This window comes from Microcystis sp. LEGE 00066 (assembly GCF_015207925.1).
Lineage (GTDB): Bacteria > Cyanobacteriota > Cyanobacteriia > Cyanobacteriales > Microcystaceae > Microcystis > Microcystis ichthyoblabe_A.
Genome location: NZ_JADEVX010000079.1, coordinates 1 through 19,579 on the forward strand (window position 1 = coordinate 1; position 19,579 = coordinate 19,579).

The following is a 19,579-nucleotide window of genomic DNA, read 5'->3' on the forward strand; positions in this document are numbered from 1 at the left end:
TTTTGATATTAACTTGTTTGTGCCGTAAGTGTCTCCCTGTATAGATTTCAGCTACTTTTAGGCGTAGGTACTCTCATCGAATTTTATTTTAAGTTAATTATTTGCATAACAATTCCCGAAGAGCCCAATATTCTAACGTTACTAAAACTTGTTCTTCTATAGAATAGTGGCTCTTCGTTACTTGTTATGGTTCGATAGGGGGGCATAAATCAACAAAATCTTTATCTGGTAAGGGATTTAATTGATTAGTTCGCTTTAGATAAAAAACAATTGACAAAAATCGCCCAATGTCTTTCTCTATAAGGGTTCCATCCCTTATAACTCCCGTCTATTGCATAAGACAAACCGAAGAACCTAGATAGTTTAGGTTTCGGTCCCCTTTTAGATGGTGAATTAGAGTCGGCTTCAACACTTTTTACTGATTCTACCATCTTTCTATAGGTTTGTTTATACACACCGAAACGGCGTTTGAATTGTTCATCTGATAAGTTTTGATAATCCATAATTTTGCTAATAAACATAGCAAAATTATAGATGATTTCCTGACCTAAGATCACATTTTATTCTTTTTTCCACTTCAATCTAAGAATTGAGAAAAAAGCAAAACCCTCCATTATACCATAAAAAAAATATGCAAGAGGTCTAGTACAGGGTGAGAGCATCTCAAATGCTATTGACAATTGGCCAATTTTGTGATCCGCGTGGGCATTTCAAGTGTTACCAGTCAATCAGAATAGCTACGAAATCGACCAAATGGGTCGATTTTTGCTTAACAATTGAGATAGCCAATTCTGATCAAATATGCCTGAATCGCTCTCTGGGTAAGTAACTCACATCAAGTCCCTTTTGTCAAGGATTGTTAAGATGCGCTTACCCTGGGTCAAGTAGGATTAGTTGGAAAGCAGAAAAAGGGTTTCTTTGATAAACCCTTTTTATAATAAATTGTGTCAAATATATCTTGACAAAAATCGATAAAAATGCTATTAACTAACGGTAATCTTCGCTTTATTGCATGAGTAGAAAACGGGTTTCTCGGAGAAACCCGTTTTCTGGGATCGAAAAACCCGATAATTCAACCTATTCCCTCGGATCAAAATCTGGCAGCGTCCCCAGCTTGCGAATGGTTACTTTAACATCCATAGACAAAAAGTCATCGGCATCACCAAACCAAGAACCAGAAAGAGGAATGATTTGACCGGGATGACGAGCGATCGCCACTCGAATTAAATCAAAGCCGGCGGTAATTTGATTAGTCGGATCATAATTACGCCAACCGGCCCCCGGTAGATAAACCTGTAACCAAGCATGGGTAGCACCAGAGCCAGTCATTCCCACTTCACCACCGTCGAGGGCAGCATCGTAGAGATAGCCACTGACAAAACGACAGGCTAAACCCAATCTTCGCAAAGCTTCGATCATCAACCAAGCATAATCGCGACAAGTTCCCGACTTTAGCCGCAGGGTTTCTCCGGGGGATTGAGTTCCTTCACTCTCCCGGGATTGGTAAGTAAAATTATCTTTGATAGCCGCCATCATTCTTGCCATGGCATCGAGGGTATCATCTTGGTCCCCCGCTACAAAACTTTTGGCCCAAGCTGCCAGGCTGCCGTCGGCATCCTCGGCGTGGGGACGCATAAACACCACTAGATCTAACCATTCATCGGGGGTGTACTGGATGGGAATTTCGATCGCCCGTTGAGCGAGGGGAAAATCAGCGATCGCTTTTAAGCCAAAATGTTCCGCCCGTAATCGACAGGTAACGATTAATTCTGACGCTGGTTCAGCAAATTCAATCCCTACCACGTTGTTAGATAGAGTATCCATAGTCCAGCGCGTTTTGGCGGCAATATTCGCCTCCACAGAATAACTGATAATTCTTTCACCGTGACCGGCGCTAGGCAAAAAAATCGCCCGATGTTCCCCAAAAGTTACCGGTTGACGATAATGATAGGTGGTGATGTGTTCCAAGTCGTAGATGACACTCATCCTGATTATCCTTAATAAAGTAGCTGGTTATAATTAAATTGAAGATGGTTCCCCCTTTGATCGCCCCTTAATCCCCCCTTGATAAGGGGAGTATCTGACAATTTTTAACACCCACCCACTTAATCACTGATCACTGATAACTGAAATGACCTCTGACCCGTTCCTCGATCGAGCTTGGAATACCGAAGACCTAGAACAAGCGCTTCGAGGTGTCGGCACTATTCAAGAAGAACTCAACTATAATCAGGCACGCAATTCTCTGAGCAAACTTGTTGAGCGTCTGGATCTTACCTCGATCGAGAAAATTGGTCTAGAAGCGGAGATCGATCGCCTAGTGGCCCTGCTAGAAAAACTCGATCAATCCCTGATTCAAATTGCCGCTTTTGGTCTGGTGGGCCGGGGAAAATCCTCGATTTTAAATGCTCTGGTCGGTCAAGAAATCTTTACAACCGGTCCTCTACACGGAGTTACCCGCACCATTAAAGGGGTAAATTGGCAGTTAAGCAGCGATGATACTTTCCCCAATCTAGCGCGTCTGACCCTGAACGGCCAGGGTAATGCTCAGGTGCAATTGCTTGATACTCCCGGTATTGATGAGGTAGATGGGCAAACGAGGGAAATTCTCGCCTGTCAGGTGGCGCAGCAGGTGGATTTAATCCTTTTTATCATCTCTGGTGATATGACTAAAGTGGAATTTTCCGCTCTGGCCAAGTTACGGGAAGCGGGAAAACCGATGATTTTGGTCTTTAATAAAATCGATCAGTATCCGGAAGTCGATCGCCTCGCTATCTATGAGAAAATCGCCTCAGAACGGGTGAAAGAATTACTCTCCCCCGATGAGATCGTTATGGTGGCGGCCTCTCCCCTCTTGGCGGAGACCGTCAAAGGGCAGGATGGGCGGCTAAAAACGCAACGATTTCGGGGAAAACCTCAGATAGAAGCCCTGAAACTCAAAATTTTGGAAATTCTAGAGCGAGAGGGTAAATCGCTGGTAGCCCTCAATTCTATGCTGTATGCGGACGAGGTAAACGAGCAAATTGTCGCCCGCAAAATGGCTATCCGTGATCGCGGCGCCAATCAATTGATTCAAAAAGCAGTGATGATCAAAGCATCGGCGATCGCTCTCAATCCGGTGACGGTGTTGGATCTGTTTACGGGGGCAGTTATCGATCTGGCCATGATTCTCGCTCTTTCTCGCTTATACGGCATCGATTTAACTCGTCAGGGAGCGATCGCTCTTTTACAAAAAATTGCCCTCAATATGGGGGGTATTAGTGCCAGCGAATTTTTAGCGGTTTTGGGCTTAAGTTCCCTCAAAGGACTGCTTGGCCTCTCGATTCCTGTCACTGGCGGCATTTCTCTTCTTCCCTATACTTCGATCGCCCTGACTCAAGCGGGGGTTGCCGGTGTATCCTGTTATGCGATCGGCCAAGTGACGAAAACCTATCTCGCTAATGGGGCCACCTGGGGACCCGATGGCCCGAAGGCAGTGGTAGCCAGTATTCTCGATTCCCTCGACGAAACCTCGATTCTCAACCGGATTAAGCGGGAATTAGGCTCAAAATTGGGGGGTGGGGGACTTTTCAGTGTTGCCAAAGGCACGGCGTAGCCGTCCAGTAAACAGTAATCAGCAATCAGTGAACTGAAGGCAACAGGCAATAGGCTCCCAGAAAGAATCTGGCAATTCTCCTACCTAAAAAGAAGGTTAGAAACTGAGTAGATTAAAGTTTTTAGCTTAACAAATTGGGTTTTAGATTCGGCCCTTGTGAACTGAAAACTCAGCAATTCTCATTTTAAGGTTTCATGACATTAAAACCCTTGCACCTAGAGGGGTTAATAATTCTTAACGAATCTCTAGATCGCTGAAACAACGTAAAATCGTTTCAAAATGAGAATTGCTGCTGAAAACTCAAATCTGACCACTGATAACTGATAACTGATCACTGATCACTGACTCGATCAATCCAAGAAATGCTTACTATGGACGATCGCTGCTATAATAACTACCACCCCTTGAATTTGATAGATCAGACGGTAGGCATAGGCAGCCTTTTCTCGGATGGTATCATCGCTAAATTCGGCGCATTTTTTCGCTTCTAGGGGACAATTTTCTAAAGAATAGCTTATATCAAGAATTCGACGCACGACGGCCGCCGCGTAGGACGGGGAATCTCGACTAATGTAAGATGCGATCGCATCCACGTCTTCAATTGCTTTGGGCGACCAGACAAGGCGATAATTCACTCGATCAGCCATTTGTTTAAAAGACCCTCAACTTCTTCTTGGGGGATTGTATTCTCTAGAGAAGCAGCGCTCAAACTTTGACGCACCTTCTCCAGAACGTATAAATGATACTGAATATCTTCAATTGAACAATCATCTGGTAATTGATTCAAGAGGGATTCCACTTTTTGTCTAATGCTATTCATACAAGTTTGACCGAAGTTTTTAAGGAAAAGTATAAATTTAAATTATCTATCAACTATCATCTATGGGCAGTTATCTTAATAGTGAGGTATGAAGTATCTGGTTTTAGGGAACAGGGAACGGTTAACAGTAGCCGGTCGCCAAGAGATAATGCCAAATTTTTTTATACTTCATCTTTAAGAGAAACGCTATATCATAGATAGAAAACTAATAGTCACGCATCCTATCTTATGCCATAGTCCCCAGAAAAGCGAGAAAAAGTTAAGAAGAGATAAGGTGATTATCTCGCTTTTGTAACATTGGGGCGGGTATTCTGTTAAGAATACTTAATAATTCTCCTATCTGCTCAATCTCCGCAACTTTTAGGGATTATTGACCAATAAGCATCGAGCGGCCACAAGACTCCCCCCCAATCGCAGCAATTTTTTGTTACATTAGTTTACAGTTCCCTCAACGCCCCAATGGGTTATTAATTTTAATGTCTTCTTCGGTTCCTTCGTCGGATTTTATACCCTTAATCGGTCAAGAAACAGAAATCTTTAACTGGGCAAAATCCCATTATCGTAATCATACCTTTGCCAAAGATGAAAAAGTCGCCACACGCCCCGGACTGTTATACTTTGTCGAATCTGGGGCGATTCGTATTGTTGGTAAGGCACAAGTTAACGTTATCGACCAAAAATTTCCCCGTCAACTACCTATTGCTGATAGTGAGGAAGTATTTCTCGGTTTTGTGGGTGCAGGTCAACCTTTTGAGATTGTTTCTCAATTTCCCTTTCAATTACAAGCCCAAGCTCATCTAGACGAGACCGAATTAGTCTGGTTATACTGGGAAGATCTACAACAATGGCCGCAATTGCGATCGGCTGTTATGGAAACTTTTCGCCATCAATACCAGCGTAAGTTATTTTGGTTGAGTATTCTCGGTCAAAAACGCTCCCTCGATCGATTAATGGGGTTCTTGGTTTTATTATTGGAAGAATACGGTCAACCCTGTGTAGAAGGCTATTATCTTCCCTATCCCCTAACTCACGCTCAAATTGCCAGCGCCATCGGCACTACCAGAGTAACAGTAACAAGATTAATCGGTAAATTGCGACAACAAAATTCGATCTTTTTTAAGCAGGATAATCTTATCGGATTGCCCAGTTTATTCTTGAGTCAAAATTAATTTTTCTGCGGTGTTGCTGACTCAAGCTATGAATGCTAACTGTGCATCCTATCCAAAAGTTAGTTTGGCTCCAGGTTTTAAAAACCCCACACAACAAGATTCCTATCACAAATCAGCAGCGCCAGAAATCTATTATGACCGCACAAACCCCGCTATTGCTCTCCGTTCTCTACGAGGAAGATTTTGTTCTCTGGACAGAAAAAACCGCCGAACTTTTAAAGCGAAAAGAGTTTAACAGAGTGGACTGGGAAAATCTGATCGAGGAAGTAGAGTGCATGGGAAAAAGCGAGCGCCAAGCTGTCGAAAGTTTATTAACTCAACTATTAATTCATCTTTTAAAACTGAGTTATTGGACAACGGAAAGAGAACGAAACGCGCGTCATTGGCTAGGAGAGATAGCCACTTTTCGAGTGCAACTGAAAAAAAAGATCAAAACCCCAACGCTGAAAAATCATGCCCTTAATTCCTTTGGGGAAGCCTATTCAGACGCAAGACAAACCCTAATTGATGGGAGAATTGTCGATAAAAATACAATTCCCCTAGAGTCTATATTCACTCTCGAACAAGTATTAGACGGAGATTGGTTCCCCATCGATATCGCACCTTTTTTTACGGAAAGTTGAGAGCCACTGATACTTAAATAGTTAGATGTTAAAAACTGCCAAAACCCCCCCTTATTAAGGGGTAATTAAGGGGTGATTTATCTTCAATTTAATTATAACCAGCGACTTAGTTCGAGGTTATCTCAAAATAATCTGGAGGACGAGCTTTTCCCTCATGTCTGATGTTTATCTAATTGGTGGCCCCAATGGTTCCGGGAAAACCACCGTCGCTAAAAAAATTTTACCCAACTTTTTAGGTGTTATCGAGTACGTTAACGCCGATGAAATTGCCGCCGGACTCTCACCTTTTAATCCTGAGTCGGTTGCTATCCAAGCAGGACGGTTGATGTTAGAAAGACTGATAACACTGAAGTGCCAAGGAATAGATTTTGCCTTTGAAAGCACCCTGGCAGCCCGACATTTTGCCCGTTTTTTGAGAGACTGTCGCAGTTCTGGCTATAGGCTCAATCTTATTTATTTTTGGCTACAAAGTCCAGAATTAGCTTTAGAGAGAGTTCACAGAAGGGTAGCCAGTGGCGGTCATAATATTCCTGAAGATGTGGTTCGTCGTCGTTATGAGCGGGGACGTATTAATCTCATGCAGTTGTATTTACCTTTGTGCGATACTTGGGTTATCTATGATAATTCTGGGGATGAGCCGCACTTAGTTGCTGAACGTCCCTTCAATCAACAAGTCATTATCTATGACTCCTTTATCTGGCAACAAATAACCGAGGCAGCCCATGACTGAACCAATTCTTGATAAATTATCGGAGCGAATCGATACAGGTGTTAGAATCGCAATCGCAGAAGCAATTGAGAGACACCGCCTCTTAGGAGAATCTATCAGCATTTTCAAAGATGGCCAAATCGTCACCTTAACAGCCGCGCAAATTCCGCCAAAACCTGCCAAAAAAACGGAAGTGTAAAAAATTGGTTGACTGTCTCAAATTTCACTATTCATAGAAACAGTTTCACCTATCCGAGGGATTTATATAGGACTTGCTGAATAAATGTGAAATATAGACGAGGTAAGGGTTTTAGGGTTCTGTTTTGCTCTCACAGGTGCAAGATTTTGAGAGAATCGTCGTTCAAAACCTTGCGTCTTCATCGGTCCGTGTCCTGTAGGGGCGAAGCATTCGGGCAATAACCTATCGGTGAAACCGTAGATTTTCTATCCGAATGCTTCGCCCGTACTTTTTCAGCAAACCCTATATAGATGTCGGTTTTAGCAAATTCCCGTTACGAAAATCAAAACTACATAGTATAATGGTACTGTTGTTTATTTTTCAAGGCTTAAATATGAGTTTAACAGAAAATCAAAAAAACCTTTTGCGATGGATAGTTAAAGAAGTACGGGCTGATCATATTCCCGAGGACTGTATTTGGTACATTACGACTCTTACAGATTGTGGTTGGGTTGATTACAAGGGTTCTGATAGCTTGCCTCCTGTCACATTCGCAACGTTCGATATATTAGAAGAATATGGTTATATTAAGTGGCAAAAAAAAGACTCGTATCAATACAAGGGCGCTCTAACAGGAAAAGCTTATGAAGCGGTTGATTCTAACTTTGACGAACCCAATCGCTCGGCTATTCGTCATCTAATTCCCTTGACTGAAGTTGAACATTTAGACTCCGAACTATGGGAGAGAGTCCGTTTTTCTGTGAGTGCGGGTGGAGATAATCCAAAAGCGTGGGATACTGCAATTCGCAATGCGACAGTGGTTTTAGAGGACCGCATGAGGAAACTGGGAAATATTGATAATATTAATCAAAAAGGGCTCTTCGGTTTGTGTTATGCAATGAACGGGGGTTATAAGGGATGGAACCCCTATATAGAAAGGCATTTAGCGATTTTTGTCAATTATTTTCGATCTAGAGCGAACTAATCAATTAAATCCCTTGCCAGATAAGGATTTAGTCGATTTATGCCCCCCTATCGAACCATACCAAGTAACGAAGAGCCTCAAAAAGCCACGGGTAATGGTATTGTTAACCTAATTTTTGGAAGCAATAAATCTGTACAAAAAGATCAGCTTCCATCAGAAGAATTAGAGGCATACCGTGATTTATATTCGGGTACAATGAAGCTTTTTCGTAACCGTTACGCGCATCGATTCATCGATCCTAAACCAGAGGAGGGTGGAGCAATTATCGTATTCATCGATTTATTGTTGAAGATGCTAGATGATTTAAATTGGGAGACAGAAAACGAGAATACATAAATCTCTAATTCTTGTCTAGTTTAACGGTGGATTACACTGACGCTAATCCACCCTACTTTAGGATAATTGTCTTCTAGCTTCGTAGAGGATGACAGCAGTAGCGATCGCAACATTTAAAGATTCCACACCACCAAAGAGGGGAATTTTCACAGTTTCATCGGCTAAAGTCGCTAATTGGGGTGATAAACCAGCCCCTTCATTGCCTAATAATATTAAAGTCGGACGGGTAAAATCAATCTCCCAGTGGTTTTTGGTGGCTGTGGGTAAAGTCGCGATCGCTTTTACCCCCTGTGCTTGATATTTTTTCACCAAAGCCGATAAATCCGATTCTACCACTAGGGGCGATCGAAACCATTCCCCGGCGGAACTGCGGATCACTTTCGGGTTATCGATTTCGACGCTATCGAGACTTAACCAGATACCCTGTACTTCCGTAGCCACAGCAGTGCGGATAATAGTGCCGAGATTACCCGGATCCTGCAATCTTTCCAAAACTAAGCCCAATTGTAGCGGATTTTGGGGGATTGGATGAAGGTGAGTACGGGAAATAGTAGCAATCACACCATCGGGATTAACCGTGGTTGCTAGGGAAGCGAGGACTTCCGGTGAAACTATCTCGACTCGTTTCGCTTGATTTTGAAACTTTTCTGCTAATTCTGCCTGTCTTTGCTGCCACTTTTCAGTATAACAAACCGTTTCTAGGGAACAATTCACGGCTAAAGCCGTCTCTAGTAAGTGCGTTCCCTCAATTAAGGACAAATTCTGCTCCTGTCGCTCTCTAGTGCGGTGTAGCTTGCGAATTTGCTTGATTAAAGGGTTTTGAACACTGCTAATCATAGCCAACCGGATTTTTCACCCCGCTAGGGCTGCCCTAAATAACTACGTTTTGAGGGAGATAATGCGGAACTCGGGACTTGAACCCGAAAGTCTTTGCAGACACTAGAACCTGAATCTAGCGCGTCTACCAATTCCGCCAGTTCCGCATTTTTCTTTCACAATCTCCCATTATACTATCGGACGATCCATAAGTCAAGATAGTTGAGATAATTAAGATAAAAATCGTTTTTCGAGGTAGAATCACCGATAATTCGTTCAAAAATCTGATAAAATGCAGTCTAATTTTACCGAAGCTTTCCTTAGCCAAGACTACCAACTAAGATAAATGAATGATCCTATGACTATCGATATCGAGCATCCCTATTTAGAAATTCAAGGTCGTCACTCTCTCAAGGGTGAAGTTAAGATCAGTGGTGCCAAAAATGCCGCTCTAGTGATTATGGCGGGAGCTTTACTCTGCTCCGACGAGTGCCAGATTAGTAATGTACCTGCTCTAGCCGATATCGAGCGGATGAGCCAAATTCTCTCGGCTTTGGGCGTGCAAGTCCGTCACACCGGAGATAGACTAGAGATTGATGGCAGAGACCTCAAACAAGCTCAAGCACCCTACGATCTCGTCTCCCAGTTGCGAGCCAGTTTTTTTGCCATTGGACCGATTTTAGCCCGTTTAGGAGAAGCAAAAGTTCCCCTCCCCGGCGGCTGCGCCATTGGGGCCAGACCAGTGGATCTGCACGTTAGAGGCCTACAGTCAATGGGTGCAGATGTATTAATTGATGGCGGCATGGTACACGCCCACGTTAAAGGGAATGGTCGTCTGAAAGGGGCGAATATTTATCTGGATTATCCCAGTGTGGGAGCGACGGAAACCCTAATGATGGCGGCGACTTTAGCGCAAGGGGAAACCATTCTCGGTAATGCGGCCCAGGAGCCAGAGGTGATTGATTTAGCCAATTTTTGTGTTTCCATGGGGGCAAAAATTCGCGGTGCCGGGACCAATACAATTGTTATTGAGGGAGTTTCCCGTCTGCACAGTACCGATTACAGTATCATTCCCGATCGCATTGAAGCCGGGACTTTACTGATAGCTGGGGCGATTACCCGCTCAGAAATTAGTCTTTATCCCGTAATTCCCAGCCATTTAGCTTCGGTAATTGCCAAACTGCAAGAAATCGGTCCGGAAGTGGTGGAAGATGGTCCTAATCGTCTCCGGATTATCCCTAAAGACTTAAAAGCCACCGATATCGAAACCCTGCCCTATCCCGGTTTTCCCACGGATATGCAGGCCCAATTTATGGCTCTATTAACTTTAGCCGAGGGCAGTAGCGTGGTTAATGAGACGGTTTTTGAAAATCGTCTGCGTCATGTGGCCGAATTAAAGCGTCTGGGAGCAGATATAAAGGTCAAAGGAAATGTGGCTTTAGTGCGCGGTGTGCCTTTCCTGTCTGGGGCGCCGGTGATGGCCACGGATCTACGCGCTTCGGCAGCTTTGGTGGTGGCAGGATTAGCAGCCCAGGGGACTACTATTGTGCAGGGACTCCATCACCTCGATCGAGGTTACGATAATTTAGAGGGTAAATTAAGAGCATTAGGGGCAAATTTACGCCGGGTTGATCCTTTAGCCTTAGAATTGGCTACCCTGTCCCCATCTTAACGGGATGATTAGTTATCGCTGTTCTATCAGTTTTAAGGATTCCCGTGAGCAACAATATAGAACAGCGTTAATCGTGTTTAGTTGTTCTATATTGACGGAACCTTTCATCAGCGATCGCATTTACCAAATCTTAGCCATTACTAACACAAACCCCGGCAATTCTGGATCACCACTAATGGTTTCAGGAGCATTTAAAATCTCCGGTTCTCGATGGGGACGATAAATATAGACTTGGCGATTTTGGCGATCTATTAACCAACCCAATAAAGTACCATTGGCAATATATTCCTCCATCTTTTTCTGCAAACTGGATACTGTATCACTAGCAGAACGTAATTCAATGACAAAATCGGGACAGATGGGGGCAAAAGAGGCTTTTTGTTTTTCTGTTAAAGCATTCCAGCGTTCTAATTTAATCCAAGCGGCATCCGGTGAACGAGTCGCGCCATTGGGCAGCGTAAAACCCGCACTGGAATCAAACCCAAGCCCCGTTCCATCTAGTTCTGACCAACTCCCCAGTTGCACAGCTATATTAAGATTGCGATTACCCGTATCTGAAAAAGCAGGGGGCATAACGATCACTTCTCCACTAGCGCTGCGTTCAATGCGTAAATCTCGATTGGCTAAACAAAATTCATAAAACTGCTCCTCCGTCATCGGCATAATCCAAGGAAGATCAATCATCAAAGGAGCCGAGGTCGCTTGTACAAGTAGTGTCGTCATATTTTCCCCCTATTCAAGAATTACATGAGTTAACAACTGAATGCCCTTCAATCTTAACTTAGCTCTAGTCATCGGCATTATTGAATACTAAAAGATAGAAGGCGATCGCTCTTAACCTTGCCAAAGAAGCCTGGCTCTTCTGGTTTCTGTGTGAAAACGAGGTGTATACTGATAGAATATCCGTCAAAATAGCGCTGAAAGTATTGCCCGATAAGCATTTCACGATTCCATAAGCAAAAATTATCAGACAAAATCGAGAAGAGCCGAAGCCTGACGGAGAGGAATGTAAATATTTATAAAAATGTATTTTAGAATACTTTTTTTGGGGAAAGTATGTAATTTTTTGTTGTCCGTCTTTTCAGAAAAAGAAACCACAAAAGTCTCCTAATACCATCAATAAAATTCCACAATCCCCCTTCATTAATTGGAGTGGTTTTTATCAGTTGTCATACTAAATCCGTTGAGTAACGCACAGAAAACGGGTTTCTCCGAGAAACCCGTTTTCTATCCGCAAGCAAGATTTGAGCATAATTCAGCCGACAAACTACCATTAATGCTTGGGGATAGTTTTTCCTAGCTTAGGGGGACTGAAAGTTTAATTTTCCCTGAATCTTTCTAACAGTTCTGAGCGAGATAAATTAGCCAGAGAAAGAAGTAACCCGGTGCGTTCCGAGATAGGAAGTTGGGCAATCTGTTCCACCAGACCAGATAATTCTGCATCTAGGGGGCCAAACCGTCCTTCCAGAAGACTGGTTATCAGCGATAGTTGTCCTTCTAAACTGCCTCGTTGTATCCCTTCTTGTATCCCTCGTTGTATCCCTTCTTGTATCCCCTCTTGTTTCCACTCTTCTCGTTGTTGTAAATAAGCTGGTGATAGGTTCATAATGTCCTCCTGTTCTTCGGCACTTAAATTATCTCTTAATTCCAAACTCTTGCGCCAGTTGGCCAGAATTTCCAGTAAATTCTCTTGGAAGGGATTACCTTCAGGCAATTGCACTAATTCTTCTACTGCTCGTTTCTGTGTCCCTCCTTTCCCTAGCACCCTCAACCATAAAGTCTCCTCATTGACTGGTAATTGATGGATGGCGACGATTCCTGTTTTGAACAGGCTAGGGGAAAAATAAACTCCTTTTCCCCATTCCTCTTTCATCCCCTCTTCCGGTAGGAATGAAGGGGGGATTCCCACGACTTCTTCAATCATTCTCGCTGAAAAAGTAGGCGTTAAAATCCAGAGAACTGGTAGTTCAGCTTCTGTTAGAGTTTTGTTTGTCCGTTTCGCCTTCCTCAAGACCTCGCCATGAACCGCATATAACTTTGAGATGCAACTGCGAATCTCTACCTCGGAGGGTGGGTTACGGAAAGGTTCAAATAAGCAGCAAGTCGCCGCCATTTTACCAAGTAACCCCAAGGGTAATTCAGTCCTTGATGCTGAACTGGCTGGTTCAAACCAGACATCGATTTCTTGGACTTCACTCTTGACTTTCTTGCTCTTTTTAATCGTCCCTAGAGACGCTAAGAGTTCTTCTAAATATTCCTTGGCAAATTGGTCGTGAATTTGGCGAGTCATTGCAGGGGATAATTAATCCGAGAAAGTGCATTAACAATCTTTTTGGATCATAGCAAGTTTTGAGAATTTATCTTTTTAATCTCTTCGGGTCTAATTCCCCGCCGCTCGCGGCGTACAATAGAAAAATGAGTGAATACATCCATAAGAGCCATAATGTAAGTGTTTTGCTATATCATTTAGTGTTCCCAGCCAAATATCGTAAAGCCGTTTTCGACGAACAGGTAGATAGCTTGTTGAAAGAAGTCTGTCTAGAGATGGAAAAACGATACGAGATAAAGTTTGTAGAAATTGGAGTGGATAAAGATCATGTGCATTTTCTGGTGCAATCAGTACCGACCTATAGTGTGACAAGGATAGTGACAATGATTAAAAGTATAACGGCGAGAGAAATTTTCAAAAAGTGTCCTCAAGTGAAAAAGCAGTTGTGGGGAGGAGAGTTTTGGAGTGATGGATATTACGCAAGTACGGTAGGAAAGCATGGGGATGAAGGTATGATAGCGAGATATGTAAAAGAACAAGATAAAGAATACCTGCAGCTACACCAAAATCTACAATTGAGTCTATTTTGATTCTGATACCCCGTCCGCTTGCGGCGGGGTAGTTCATTCAACAGCACCAGTGGGCGAACCAATCGGCTCTCTTATTCTTTGTGTGACAAGTTTAACTTATATAATAGCGATCGGTATTTGTGTTCTTTGTGTCTCTGTGGTTCTTCACACTCATTGCTTAAAGGCCCCTTTTCAAGTTCCCCAGAGCTTAGTCACCAATATTGCGAAAGTGACGGAAAAGGGATAATCTTGCGATCAATTGCCCAAAATAAAGGCTAGAATCGAAATATAGTATCGATCGCTAGAGATTTTTCATGAATTACAAAAAATTTTGCTTGGCTTTTTTGCTGTCCCTTATCCTCATCAACACTGGATTAGTTATGCCTAGTTACGCAGACGCAAGAGAATTGAGAACAATTACCGTAACGGGGGAAGGAATAGAAAATATCGCCACTTCTCAAGCAATAGTGCGCTTAGGGGTAGAAGTTCAAGGCAAAGAAGCGGGTAAGGTGCAGCGGGAAACCGCCAATCGTAGCGATGCGGTGGTTAAATTTCTCCGTTCCCGTCAAGTGGAAAAATTGGAAACCACTGGCATCAGTTTACAGCCCAATTACGACTTCAGCAACAATCAAAGACGTTTAATCGGTTATATCGGGGCTAATTTGATTAGTTTTCAGATTGATATAGCCCAAGCGGGGAGTTTAATCGATGAAGCGGTGAAAGTCGGGGCAACACGCATCGATGGGGTCAGTTTTACTGCTGGAGAGTCAGCGATCGCATCTGCCCAAAGAACCGCTCTCATCAAAGCCACGGAACAAGCTAGAGAACAGGCTACAATCGTGTTACAAGCCCTCGGTTTAGTGCCGAAAGAAACGGTTTCTATCCAAGTGGGTAATACCAGTAATCCCGTGCCAATAGCCCGCTCAGAAGCGGTTTTTCGGAGTGCCGATGCTGCCAGTAGCCCGGTTATCGGAGGGGAACAAACCCTGCGCGCTGCTGTCACCCTCGAAATTAGCTATTAACATCTGTAGCTAGAGACAACTAACTACACATATCTAAACACCTCTTGCCTCTTGCCTCATCAAACTGTCCCCCTCATCCGTGAATTGTCCTAACTTTTTACCCACTGTTAGGGAGGGATTGAGTGAAGATACCTCCCTTGCTCTCCTCGAAAACATCCAACAAATTGCCATCGATAGCCCCATCTATCCTCGATCGATTCTAACTACCTATAGTCAACAAGGGCAAGGTCAACCGCCCTTTGTTCTCCTGCACGGTTTTGATAGTTCCCTGCTGGAATTTCGGCGTTTACTACCTTTACTCGCCCAAAATAGGGAAACTTGGGCGATAGATCTGCTCGGCTTTGGTTTTACTGAGCGATACCCAGATTTAGAAGTATCTCCGAAAACTATTAAAAGCCATCTTTACCATTTCTGGCAAACTGCGATCGCCGAACCGATAATTTTAGTCGGTGCTTCCATGGGGGGTGCAGTGGCCCTAGATTTTGTCCTCTCCTACCCGGAAATAGTGGCGAAATTAGTCCTGATTGACAGCGCAGGACTAGCTAACCCCCCAGTTTTGGGTAAATTGATGTTTTCTCCCCTCGATAAGTGGGCAACTAATTTTTTAGCCAATCCCCGCGTGCGTCAAAATATCAGTCGTACCGCCTATTTTGATGCAACTTTGGCCACTGTTGATGCTTGCACCTGTGCCAATCTGCACCTGAATTGTCCCCACTGGAGTGCGGCTTTAATCTCCTTTACCAAAAGTGGCGGTTATGGGGCATTTTTGCCGAAATTAAGCCAAATAAACCGAGAAACGCTGATTATTTGGGGAGAAAACGATCAAATTTTAGGCACAAAAGACGCGAAGATATTTCAGCAGGCCTTACCCAATAATCAACTGGTCTGGATTCCTCGCTGTGGTCATGTTCCCCACCTCGAAAAACCGGAACTTACCGCGGCCGCGATAGTTAAATTTGCGAACTAAAAACTTATAATAGGATTATTTGACCCTATAGTGCCAACTTTTATGAAATTTTTGCCGATCGCTCTCGCTACATTCAGCCTTTTGAGTTTATCTGTCAATATTCCCGCTAGTGTAGCCACACAACAGCTTTTTTGTCGAGGCCGCATGAATAACGGTTGGTCCTATTCAGCAGAATTTATCAATGGACGTTTTGAGCGCATTCGCTGGACACGCTCCGGTCAACCTCCCCAAGTTTCTAGTCTTAGTTTTAAAAATACTAACAACAAAGGACAACCGATTTATCGGGGCAGTTTATTCGCCGCAGTCAGTGTCACTCTGATAGACTTATCGAAAGGAGATGTCCGTCCCGGTTCGCAAATTTCCGTGGGAGTGGAAGAATGGGGTTGGTCGCGGGGAAACTGCGGTCTTAACAGATGAACAACTTCGGTGAGAAGGTGAGTTTTATTTGGAGTATCGCGGATTTGATCCGCGATACCTTTAAGCGCGGCAAATATCAAGATGTCATCTTGCCTTTCACCGTGCTGCGTCGCTTCGACTGCGTGTTAGAGCCGACCAAAGAGGAGGTCTTAGCAGCCTATAACCATTATAAAGACAAGCTCGACAACCTCGATCCCCTCCTCTGCAAAAAATCAGGATTTGCCTTCTACAACCCCAAATAAAAATCATTTTGTCTTTGGTATAGTTAAACATTCAATATTGTCTTATCACTTTTTTGAAAATGATTTAGGATCGCTAAGTATCTAAGCACAATTAATTACACATCTAAGCCACTACTCCGTCAGACTTCTGCTGTGAGTAAACAGTGAACTGAAAACTCAAATCCGATCCCTAATAGCTGTATCCCGTCTCCCGTCTCGGAGTCTCCTGTCTCGACTAGGAAATTAATTTTGCACGACTACTTATATTAAGTTGACGCTGATATTCTAGAAATATTCATTCTGGCGAAAAAACTCGGCAAATGCCACTAATATTGAGTCTTTCAGACTGTAGCGGCTGGCATTGCTGGCATTTCGAGGGTCAGTTATCCCAGCGATAACTACCTGGAAATAGCTCCGCATCCCCATAAAATTCAGTTGTTTGACTTCCATTCCCCCGAAACCCACTATTCAAACCCTTCACTTGATTTTGAAAGGCAAGAGTAAGACTGAGTCTGTATTCTGTGCTACCGTTTGCCTTGGGAATTACTGAAAAGCCATTAACGCCTCTTGCCAAAACAGACCACAACCTGATAAACTTGTTAGACTAGGGTTTCAGGGAATAGAATTGGGCGATTTACCCCTAAGAGGGATTGACTTTCACGAAGTTTTATGATTGCCAACTGGAAAGTCCCCGAAATCTGGTGATTAAGAGTTTTAGCCTGTTGGCTACTGGACTGACTAAGCAGACCTAACAAATTCAACTGTATGATACCGAGTCAAGACATCGGCGAGGCAGTAGATTCAGTCAGAAAAACTGACGCACAAGACTTCTCTAATTTAATGCCTAGACCTGGCTGGTAACAAGTGGCGGGTTTAGGTAAAGGTTGTTTTTGGTATTGAACCCCGATTCTTGTGGTTATTTACCCGCTTCAGTAATTGCCAATAGGGATTTTAAGCCCATAATTGGTTGAAAATTTCTATTTATTCGCAAAAATCCCCAGTCGCTCCCTGTACTAATCTTAGAGATCGACTTCATGATCAGTAATTTTCCCCAACCAATTCTCTGGAAATCACCTTCCAGGACAATTTAGTTATTTTATGAGTAGCAATGCCTTAATCGATCGTGAGCATCTAATCGAACTGTATAATCGAGGTGAACGCAACTTTGCGGAAGTCAGACTTAGCAGAGTCAATTTAAAGAGACAGTGTTTAAACCAGATTAACCTAAGTCATAGTTACTTAAGACAAGCCAATTTAACCGAAGCTTGTTTAATTAACGCTAATTTCAAGGCTGCTGACCTAGAAGAAGTCAATTTAAGCAAAGCTTGTCTTATCGATGCTAACCTGACTAAAGCCGCTCTTTCTGGGGCAAATTTGCACCAAAGTAACCTAAGCGGCGCAATTTTGAGTAATACTGTTCTGAAAAAGGCTGATTTAAGTTCTGCCTGTTTAATTCACAGTAGCTTACTTTTTGCTCAACTGTTCAAGGCGAATCTGGAAGCGGCTAATCTCACCTCAGCCACTTTAACCCATGCTATGGTGGGGAAAGCTAACCTAAAACGGGCTATTCTCACTCGTGCTATTCTTAGCTCTGCTAATCTTAGCCATGCTAACTTAAAAGATGCTAACCTAATTCGAGCCTATCTCTATCAAGCTAATCTGGAAAACTGCCACCTTCAATACGCCGACCTCAGCTATGCCGATTTGCGCGGGGCGGATTTACGCGGGGCGGATTTACGTTATGCTAACCTAGAAGGAGCTAATCTGACGGGAGCTAACCTCAATTGTAGTGATTTTGAGGGAGCTAACTTAACCGGTGCCGATTTAAGCAAAACTGACGCGAATAAAGCCAATTTTCGCCAAGCTAACTTAACCGGTTGTAATCTTCTCGGCGCTAATTTAGCCTCCGCTAACCTTTCCGGTGCTAATCTACACCAAGCGGGATTACTCTTGAGTTATTTAGTGGGAAGCAATCTTAAACGAGCTAATCTCAAACGAGCTAATTTAATCGGGGCGATTTTAACCGAAAATAATCTTCTTTCCGCTTCCCTTGAAGAAACTATTCTTCCTAACGGTAGTCGCGGTAATCTCCTTTCCTAATATTCCTAGAAAAACCTGGTTGTAGAGACTTTTCCGCCAAGATTTCTATAACCGTGGGGTTTTTCTTCAGCAAAAGGGAGAGCCGGAGTTGGGAGTGGGAATTATGAATTATAAATTATATAACTCTTGAAAATTAGTTATATGTTATAGTGGTGAGTTAAATAATTTTACCCAAAAAATTAGTTAATTAGTACAGTAGTTCTAATTGAAAACCTGAAGTTTAACTTTTAACTCAAAACTCTTTAGATATGCTTTAATTTGGTTGTCAAAACCTCTTTATTTAAGCAGCACAAACTTTCTCAATTATGGTTACTAAGTAGTCGGACATAAATTCTGTTGTCTATCTTAAGAAATGTAAATTGCCGTAATTCTTACTGACGACCGACGACCGACTCCTTACCCCACAGTTAACTTTACTTTTTTCCAACTACTTATCAGGTATCTTCTTGATCAGAAATCACTTTATTTATTCACCCTTTTGCCTCTTGCATAAGTGCTTGTCCTCATAAGTAGCCTATACTCAGCGGATTTAGGATCAGGTGACGAAACTGGCATTTTCCCCTAATTCAAGGGAAAAACCCCGCATGACTTCCAGAAATCACCGGGGTTTTTAGGAAGAATAGGGATAGGGAAGCAGGGTGAGAGCATCTCAAACGCTATTGACAATTGGCCAATTTTGTGATCCGCATGGGCATTTCAAGTGATACCAGTCAATCAAAATAGTTAGGAAATCGACCAAATGGGTGGATTTTTGCCTAACAATTGAGATGGCCAATTCTCCTCAAATATGCCTGAATCGCTCTCTGGGTAAGCAACTCACATAAAGTTCATTTTGTCAAGGCTTGTTAAGATGCGCTTACCCTGGATAGGGAAGGAATTTAACCCTCGGTTTCCTCTCTGGTTTGGATAAACAGAATCAAGAGGAAAACGGTGGGGACTAGGACGAATAGGATACTAGCGATAAAGCCGAGATTATTTACTTGCATGAGTTAGCTCCCTCTGTGACAACGGATTTACATAAAGATTAACTCCTAGAATATCATCCTGGAGAAGCCAAGGCGTTGCTGATTTGAAAGGGAAGTGGGAAGTGGGGAAGTGGGAAGTGGGGAAG

19 protein-coding genes, 1 tRNA gene and 3 pseudogenes are annotated in these 19,579 nt (G+C 43.1%); 14 read left to right on the forward strand and 9 right to left on the reverse strand.

Annotated features, from left to right (window positions below):
- Positions 1-356: 356 nt before the first annotated feature.
- Both IQ224_RS12470 and IQ224_RS12475 read right to left on the reverse strand, forming a co-directional pair.
- Positions 357-521 (reverse strand): annotated as a pseudogene (locus IQ224_RS12470) (IS5/IS1182 family transposase); the annotation flags it as partial.
- A 556-nt stretch (positions 522-1,077) separates the two neighbouring features.
- Positions 1,078-1,986 carry a transglutaminase family protein gene (locus IQ224_RS12475; RefSeq protein ID WP_002745935.1) on the reverse strand — a complete coding sequence of 303 codons (909 nt, stop codon included), beginning with the start codon at positions 1,984-1,986 and terminating at the stop codon, positions 1,078-1,080.
- A gap of 145 nt (positions 1,987-2,131) precedes the next feature.
- Between IQ224_RS12475 and IQ224_RS12480 the strand changes: the two genes are divergently transcribed.
- Positions 2,132-3,595, forward strand: a complete 1,464-nt coding sequence (locus tag IQ224_RS12480) for a GTP-binding protein (protein ID WP_002745934.1) — start codon at positions 2,132-2,134, stop codon at positions 3,593-3,595.
- A 350-nt stretch (positions 3,596-3,945) separates the two neighbouring features.
- Here IQ224_RS12480 and IQ224_RS12485 read toward each other — a convergent pair whose 3' ends face one another.
- Together IQ224_RS12485 and IQ224_RS12490 are read right to left on the reverse strand one after the other, a co-directional pair.
- A complete protein-coding gene (locus IQ224_RS12485) occupies positions 3,946-4,242 on the reverse strand; it encodes a type II toxin-antitoxin system RelE/ParE family toxin (RefSeq protein ID WP_002745933.1) in 297 nt (98 codons plus the stop codon).
- On the reverse strand, positions 4,227-4,415 hold the full coding sequence (locus tag IQ224_RS12490) for a hypothetical protein (protein WP_002752772.1): 189 nt from the start codon (positions 4,413-4,415) through the stop codon (positions 4,227-4,229). The genes IQ224_RS12485 and IQ224_RS12490 overlap by 16 nt, the downstream gene beginning before the upstream one ends.
- Before the next feature lie 476 nt (positions 4,416-4,891).
- On the opposite strand from IQ224_RS12490, the gene IQ224_RS12495 reads away from it, so the two are divergent.
- From IQ224_RS12495 to IQ224_RS12520, 6 genes and pseudogenes are all read left to right on the forward strand, one after another.
- Positions 4,892-5,584, forward strand: coding sequence for a Crp/Fnr family transcriptional regulator (locus IQ224_RS12495; protein WP_002745930.1), 693 nt, complete (start codon positions 4,892-4,894; stop codon positions 5,582-5,584).
- A 134-nt stretch (positions 5,585-5,718) separates the two neighbouring features.
- Positions 5,719-6,207: a DUF29 domain-containing protein gene (locus IQ224_RS12500; RefSeq protein ID WP_194033017.1), complete on the forward strand. Its 489-nt coding sequence runs from the start codon at positions 5,719-5,721 to the stop codon at positions 6,205-6,207.
- A 154-nt stretch (positions 6,208-6,361) separates the two neighbouring features.
- Positions 6,362-6,937, forward strand: a complete 576-nt coding sequence (locus IQ224_RS12505) for a zeta toxin family protein (protein ID WP_194033018.1) — start codon at positions 6,362-6,364, stop codon at positions 6,935-6,937.
- On the forward strand, positions 6,930-7,115 hold the full coding sequence (locus IQ224_RS12510; protein ID WP_194033019.1) for a hypothetical protein: 186 nt from the start codon (positions 6,930-6,932) through the stop codon (positions 7,113-7,115). Before IQ224_RS12505 ends, IQ224_RS12510 begins: the two co-directional genes overlap by 8 nt.
- Before the next feature lie 340 nt (positions 7,116-7,455).
- Positions 7,456-7,962 (forward strand): annotated as a pseudogene (locus IQ224_RS12515) (hypothetical protein); the annotation flags it as partial.
- Between the two features lie 195 nt (positions 7,963-8,157).
- A pseudogene (locus IQ224_RS12520) lies at positions 8,158-8,415 on the forward strand (TIGR02391 family protein); the annotation flags it as partial.
- Between the two features lie 57 nt (positions 8,416-8,472).
- On the opposite strand, the gene IQ224_RS12525 reads toward IQ224_RS12520, so the two are convergent.
- A complete protein-coding gene (locus tag IQ224_RS12525) occupies positions 8,473-9,252 on the reverse strand; it encodes an RNA methyltransferase (protein ID WP_194033020.1) in 780 nt (259 codons plus the stop codon).
- 62 nt (positions 9,253-9,314) lie between these two features.
- A tRNA-Leu gene (locus IQ224_RS12530) sits at positions 9,315-9,398 on the reverse strand.
- Between the two features lie 191 nt (positions 9,399-9,589).
- Between IQ224_RS12530 and murA the strand changes: the two genes are divergently transcribed.
- Complete coding sequence (gene murA / locus IQ224_RS12535) at positions 9,590-10,903, forward strand: UDP-N-acetylglucosamine 1-carboxyvinyltransferase (RefSeq protein ID WP_194033021.1); 1,314 nt, start codon at positions 9,590-9,592, stop codon at positions 10,901-10,903.
- 120 nt (positions 10,904-11,023) lie between these two features.
- On the opposite strand, the gene IQ224_RS12540 is transcribed toward murA, so the two are convergent.
- Both IQ224_RS12540 and IQ224_RS12545 read right to left on the reverse strand, forming a co-directional pair.
- The gene (locus tag IQ224_RS12540; RefSeq protein WP_002758659.1) at positions 11,024-11,626 is read right to left on the reverse strand and encodes a Uma2 family endonuclease; all 603 of its coding nucleotides are present in this window, start codon (positions 11,624-11,626) and stop codon (positions 11,024-11,026) included.
- Positions 11,627-12,221: 595 nt separating this feature from the next.
- Entirely contained in the window at positions 12,222-13,193 is a 972-nt protein-coding gene (locus tag IQ224_RS12545; RefSeq protein WP_002745922.1) for a hypothetical protein, read from the reverse strand.
- A 125-nt stretch (positions 13,194-13,318) separates the two neighbouring features.
- Here IQ224_RS12545 and tnpA point away from each other — a divergent pair, with 125 nt between their 5' ends.
- The 6 genes from tnpA (at position 13,319) to IQ224_RS12575 (ending at position 18,468) form a co-directional block, all read left to right on the forward strand.
- The gene (tnpA, locus tag IQ224_RS12550; protein WP_002740761.1) at positions 13,319-13,762 is read left to right on the forward strand and encodes an IS200/IS605 family transposase; all 444 of its coding nucleotides are present in this window, start codon (positions 13,319-13,321) and stop codon (positions 13,760-13,762) included.
- 293 nt (positions 13,763-14,055) lie between these two features.
- A complete protein-coding gene (locus tag IQ224_RS12555) occupies positions 14,056-14,763 on the forward strand; it encodes an SIMPL domain-containing protein (RefSeq protein WP_036401792.1) in 708 nt (235 codons plus the stop codon).
- A 79-nt stretch (positions 14,764-14,842) separates the two neighbouring features.
- On the forward strand, positions 14,843-15,730 hold the full coding sequence (locus tag IQ224_RS12560) for an alpha/beta fold hydrolase (RefSeq protein WP_194033022.1): 888 nt from the start codon (positions 14,843-14,845) through the stop codon (positions 15,728-15,730).
- Positions 15,731-15,772: 42 nt separating this feature from the next.
- Positions 15,773-16,147, forward strand: a complete 375-nt coding sequence (locus tag IQ224_RS12565) for a hypothetical protein (protein WP_002737687.1) — start codon at positions 15,773-15,775, stop codon at positions 16,145-16,147.
- On the forward strand, positions 16,144-16,389 hold the full coding sequence (locus IQ224_RS12570) for a type I restriction-modification system subunit M N-terminal domain-containing protein (RefSeq protein WP_036401789.1): 246 nt from the start codon (positions 16,144-16,146) through the stop codon (positions 16,387-16,389). Before IQ224_RS12565 ends, IQ224_RS12570 begins: the two co-directional genes overlap by 4 nt.
- A 1,077-nt stretch (positions 16,390-17,466) precedes the next feature.
- Positions 17,467-18,468 (forward strand): pentapeptide repeat-containing protein, encoded by a 1,002-nt coding sequence (locus tag IQ224_RS12575; protein ID WP_002745898.1) that lies wholly within the window; start codon positions 17,467-17,469, stop codon positions 18,466-18,468.
- 878 nt (positions 18,469-19,346) lie between these two features.
- On the opposite strand, the gene psbM is transcribed toward IQ224_RS12575, so the two are convergent.
- On the reverse strand, positions 19,347-19,454 hold the full coding sequence (gene psbM, locus IQ224_RS12580; protein ID WP_002745897.1) for a photosystem II reaction center protein PsbM: 108 nt from the start codon (positions 19,452-19,454) through the stop codon (positions 19,347-19,349).
- Positions 19,455-19,579 lie beyond the last annotated feature (125 nt).

Bases quoted from the DNA above. Each gene is read 5' to 3' on its own strand.
- IQ224_RS12555 (WP_036401792.1), top strand. From the start codon at position 14,056: ATGAATTACAAAAAATTTTGCTTGGCTTTTTTGCTGTCCCTTATCCTC.
- IQ224_RS12485 (WP_002745933.1), bottom strand. From the start codon at position 4,242: ATGGCTGATCGAGTGAATTATCGCCTTGTCTGGTCGCCCAAAGCAATT.
- IQ224_RS12525 (WP_194033020.1), bottom strand. From the start codon at position 9,252: ATGATTAGCAGTGTTCAAAACCCTTTAATCAAGCAAATTCGCAAGCTA.
- IQ224_RS12480 (WP_002745934.1), top strand. From the start codon at position 2,132: ATGACCTCTGACCCGTTCCTCGATCGAGCTTGGAATACCGAAGACCTA.
- IQ224_RS12540 (WP_002758659.1), bottom strand. From the start codon at position 11,626: ATGACGACACTACTTGTACAAGCGACCTCGGCTCCTTTGATGATTGAT.
- IQ224_RS12500 (WP_194033017.1), top strand. From the start codon at position 5,719: ATGACCGCACAAACCCCGCTATTGCTCTCCGTTCTCTACGAGGAAGAT.
- IQ224_RS12565 (WP_002737687.1), top strand. From the start codon at position 15,773: ATGAAATTTTTGCCGATCGCTCTCGCTACATTCAGCCTTTTGAGTTTA.
- IQ224_RS12510 (WP_194033019.1), top strand. From the start codon at position 6,930: ATGACTGAACCAATTCTTGATAAATTATCGGAGCGAATCGATACAGGT.
- IQ224_RS12545 (WP_002745922.1), bottom strand. From the start codon at position 13,193: ATGACTCGCCAAATTCACGACCAATTTGCCAAGGAATATTTAGAAGAA.
- psbM (WP_002745897.1), bottom strand. From the start codon at position 19,454: ATGCAAGTAAATAATCTCGGCTTTATCGCTAGTATCCTATTCGTCCTA.
- IQ224_RS12505 (WP_194033018.1), top strand. From the start codon at position 6,362: ATGTCTGATGTTTATCTAATTGGTGGCCCCAATGGTTCCGGGAAAACC.
- murA (WP_194033021.1), top strand. From the start codon at position 9,590: ATGACTATCGATATCGAGCATCCCTATTTAGAAATTCAAGGTCGTCAC.
- IQ224_RS12475 (WP_002745935.1), bottom strand. From the start codon at position 1,986: ATGAGTGTCATCTACGACTTGGAACACATCACCACCTATCATTATCGT.
- IQ224_RS12495 (WP_002745930.1), top strand. From the start codon at position 4,892: ATGTCTTCTTCGGTTCCTTCGTCGGATTTTATACCCTTAATCGGTCAA.
- IQ224_RS12490 (WP_002752772.1), bottom strand. From the start codon at position 4,415: ATGAATAGCATTAGACAAAAAGTGGAATCCCTCTTGAATCAATTACCA.
- tnpA (WP_002740761.1), top strand. From the start codon at position 13,319: ATGAGTGAATACATCCATAAGAGCCATAATGTAAGTGTTTTGCTATAT.
- IQ224_RS12575 (WP_002745898.1), top strand. From the start codon at position 17,467: ATGAGTAGCAATGCCTTAATCGATCGTGAGCATCTAATCGAACTGTAT.
- IQ224_RS12570 (WP_036401789.1), top strand. From the start codon at position 16,144: ATGAACAACTTCGGTGAGAAGGTGAGTTTTATTTGGAGTATCGCGGAT.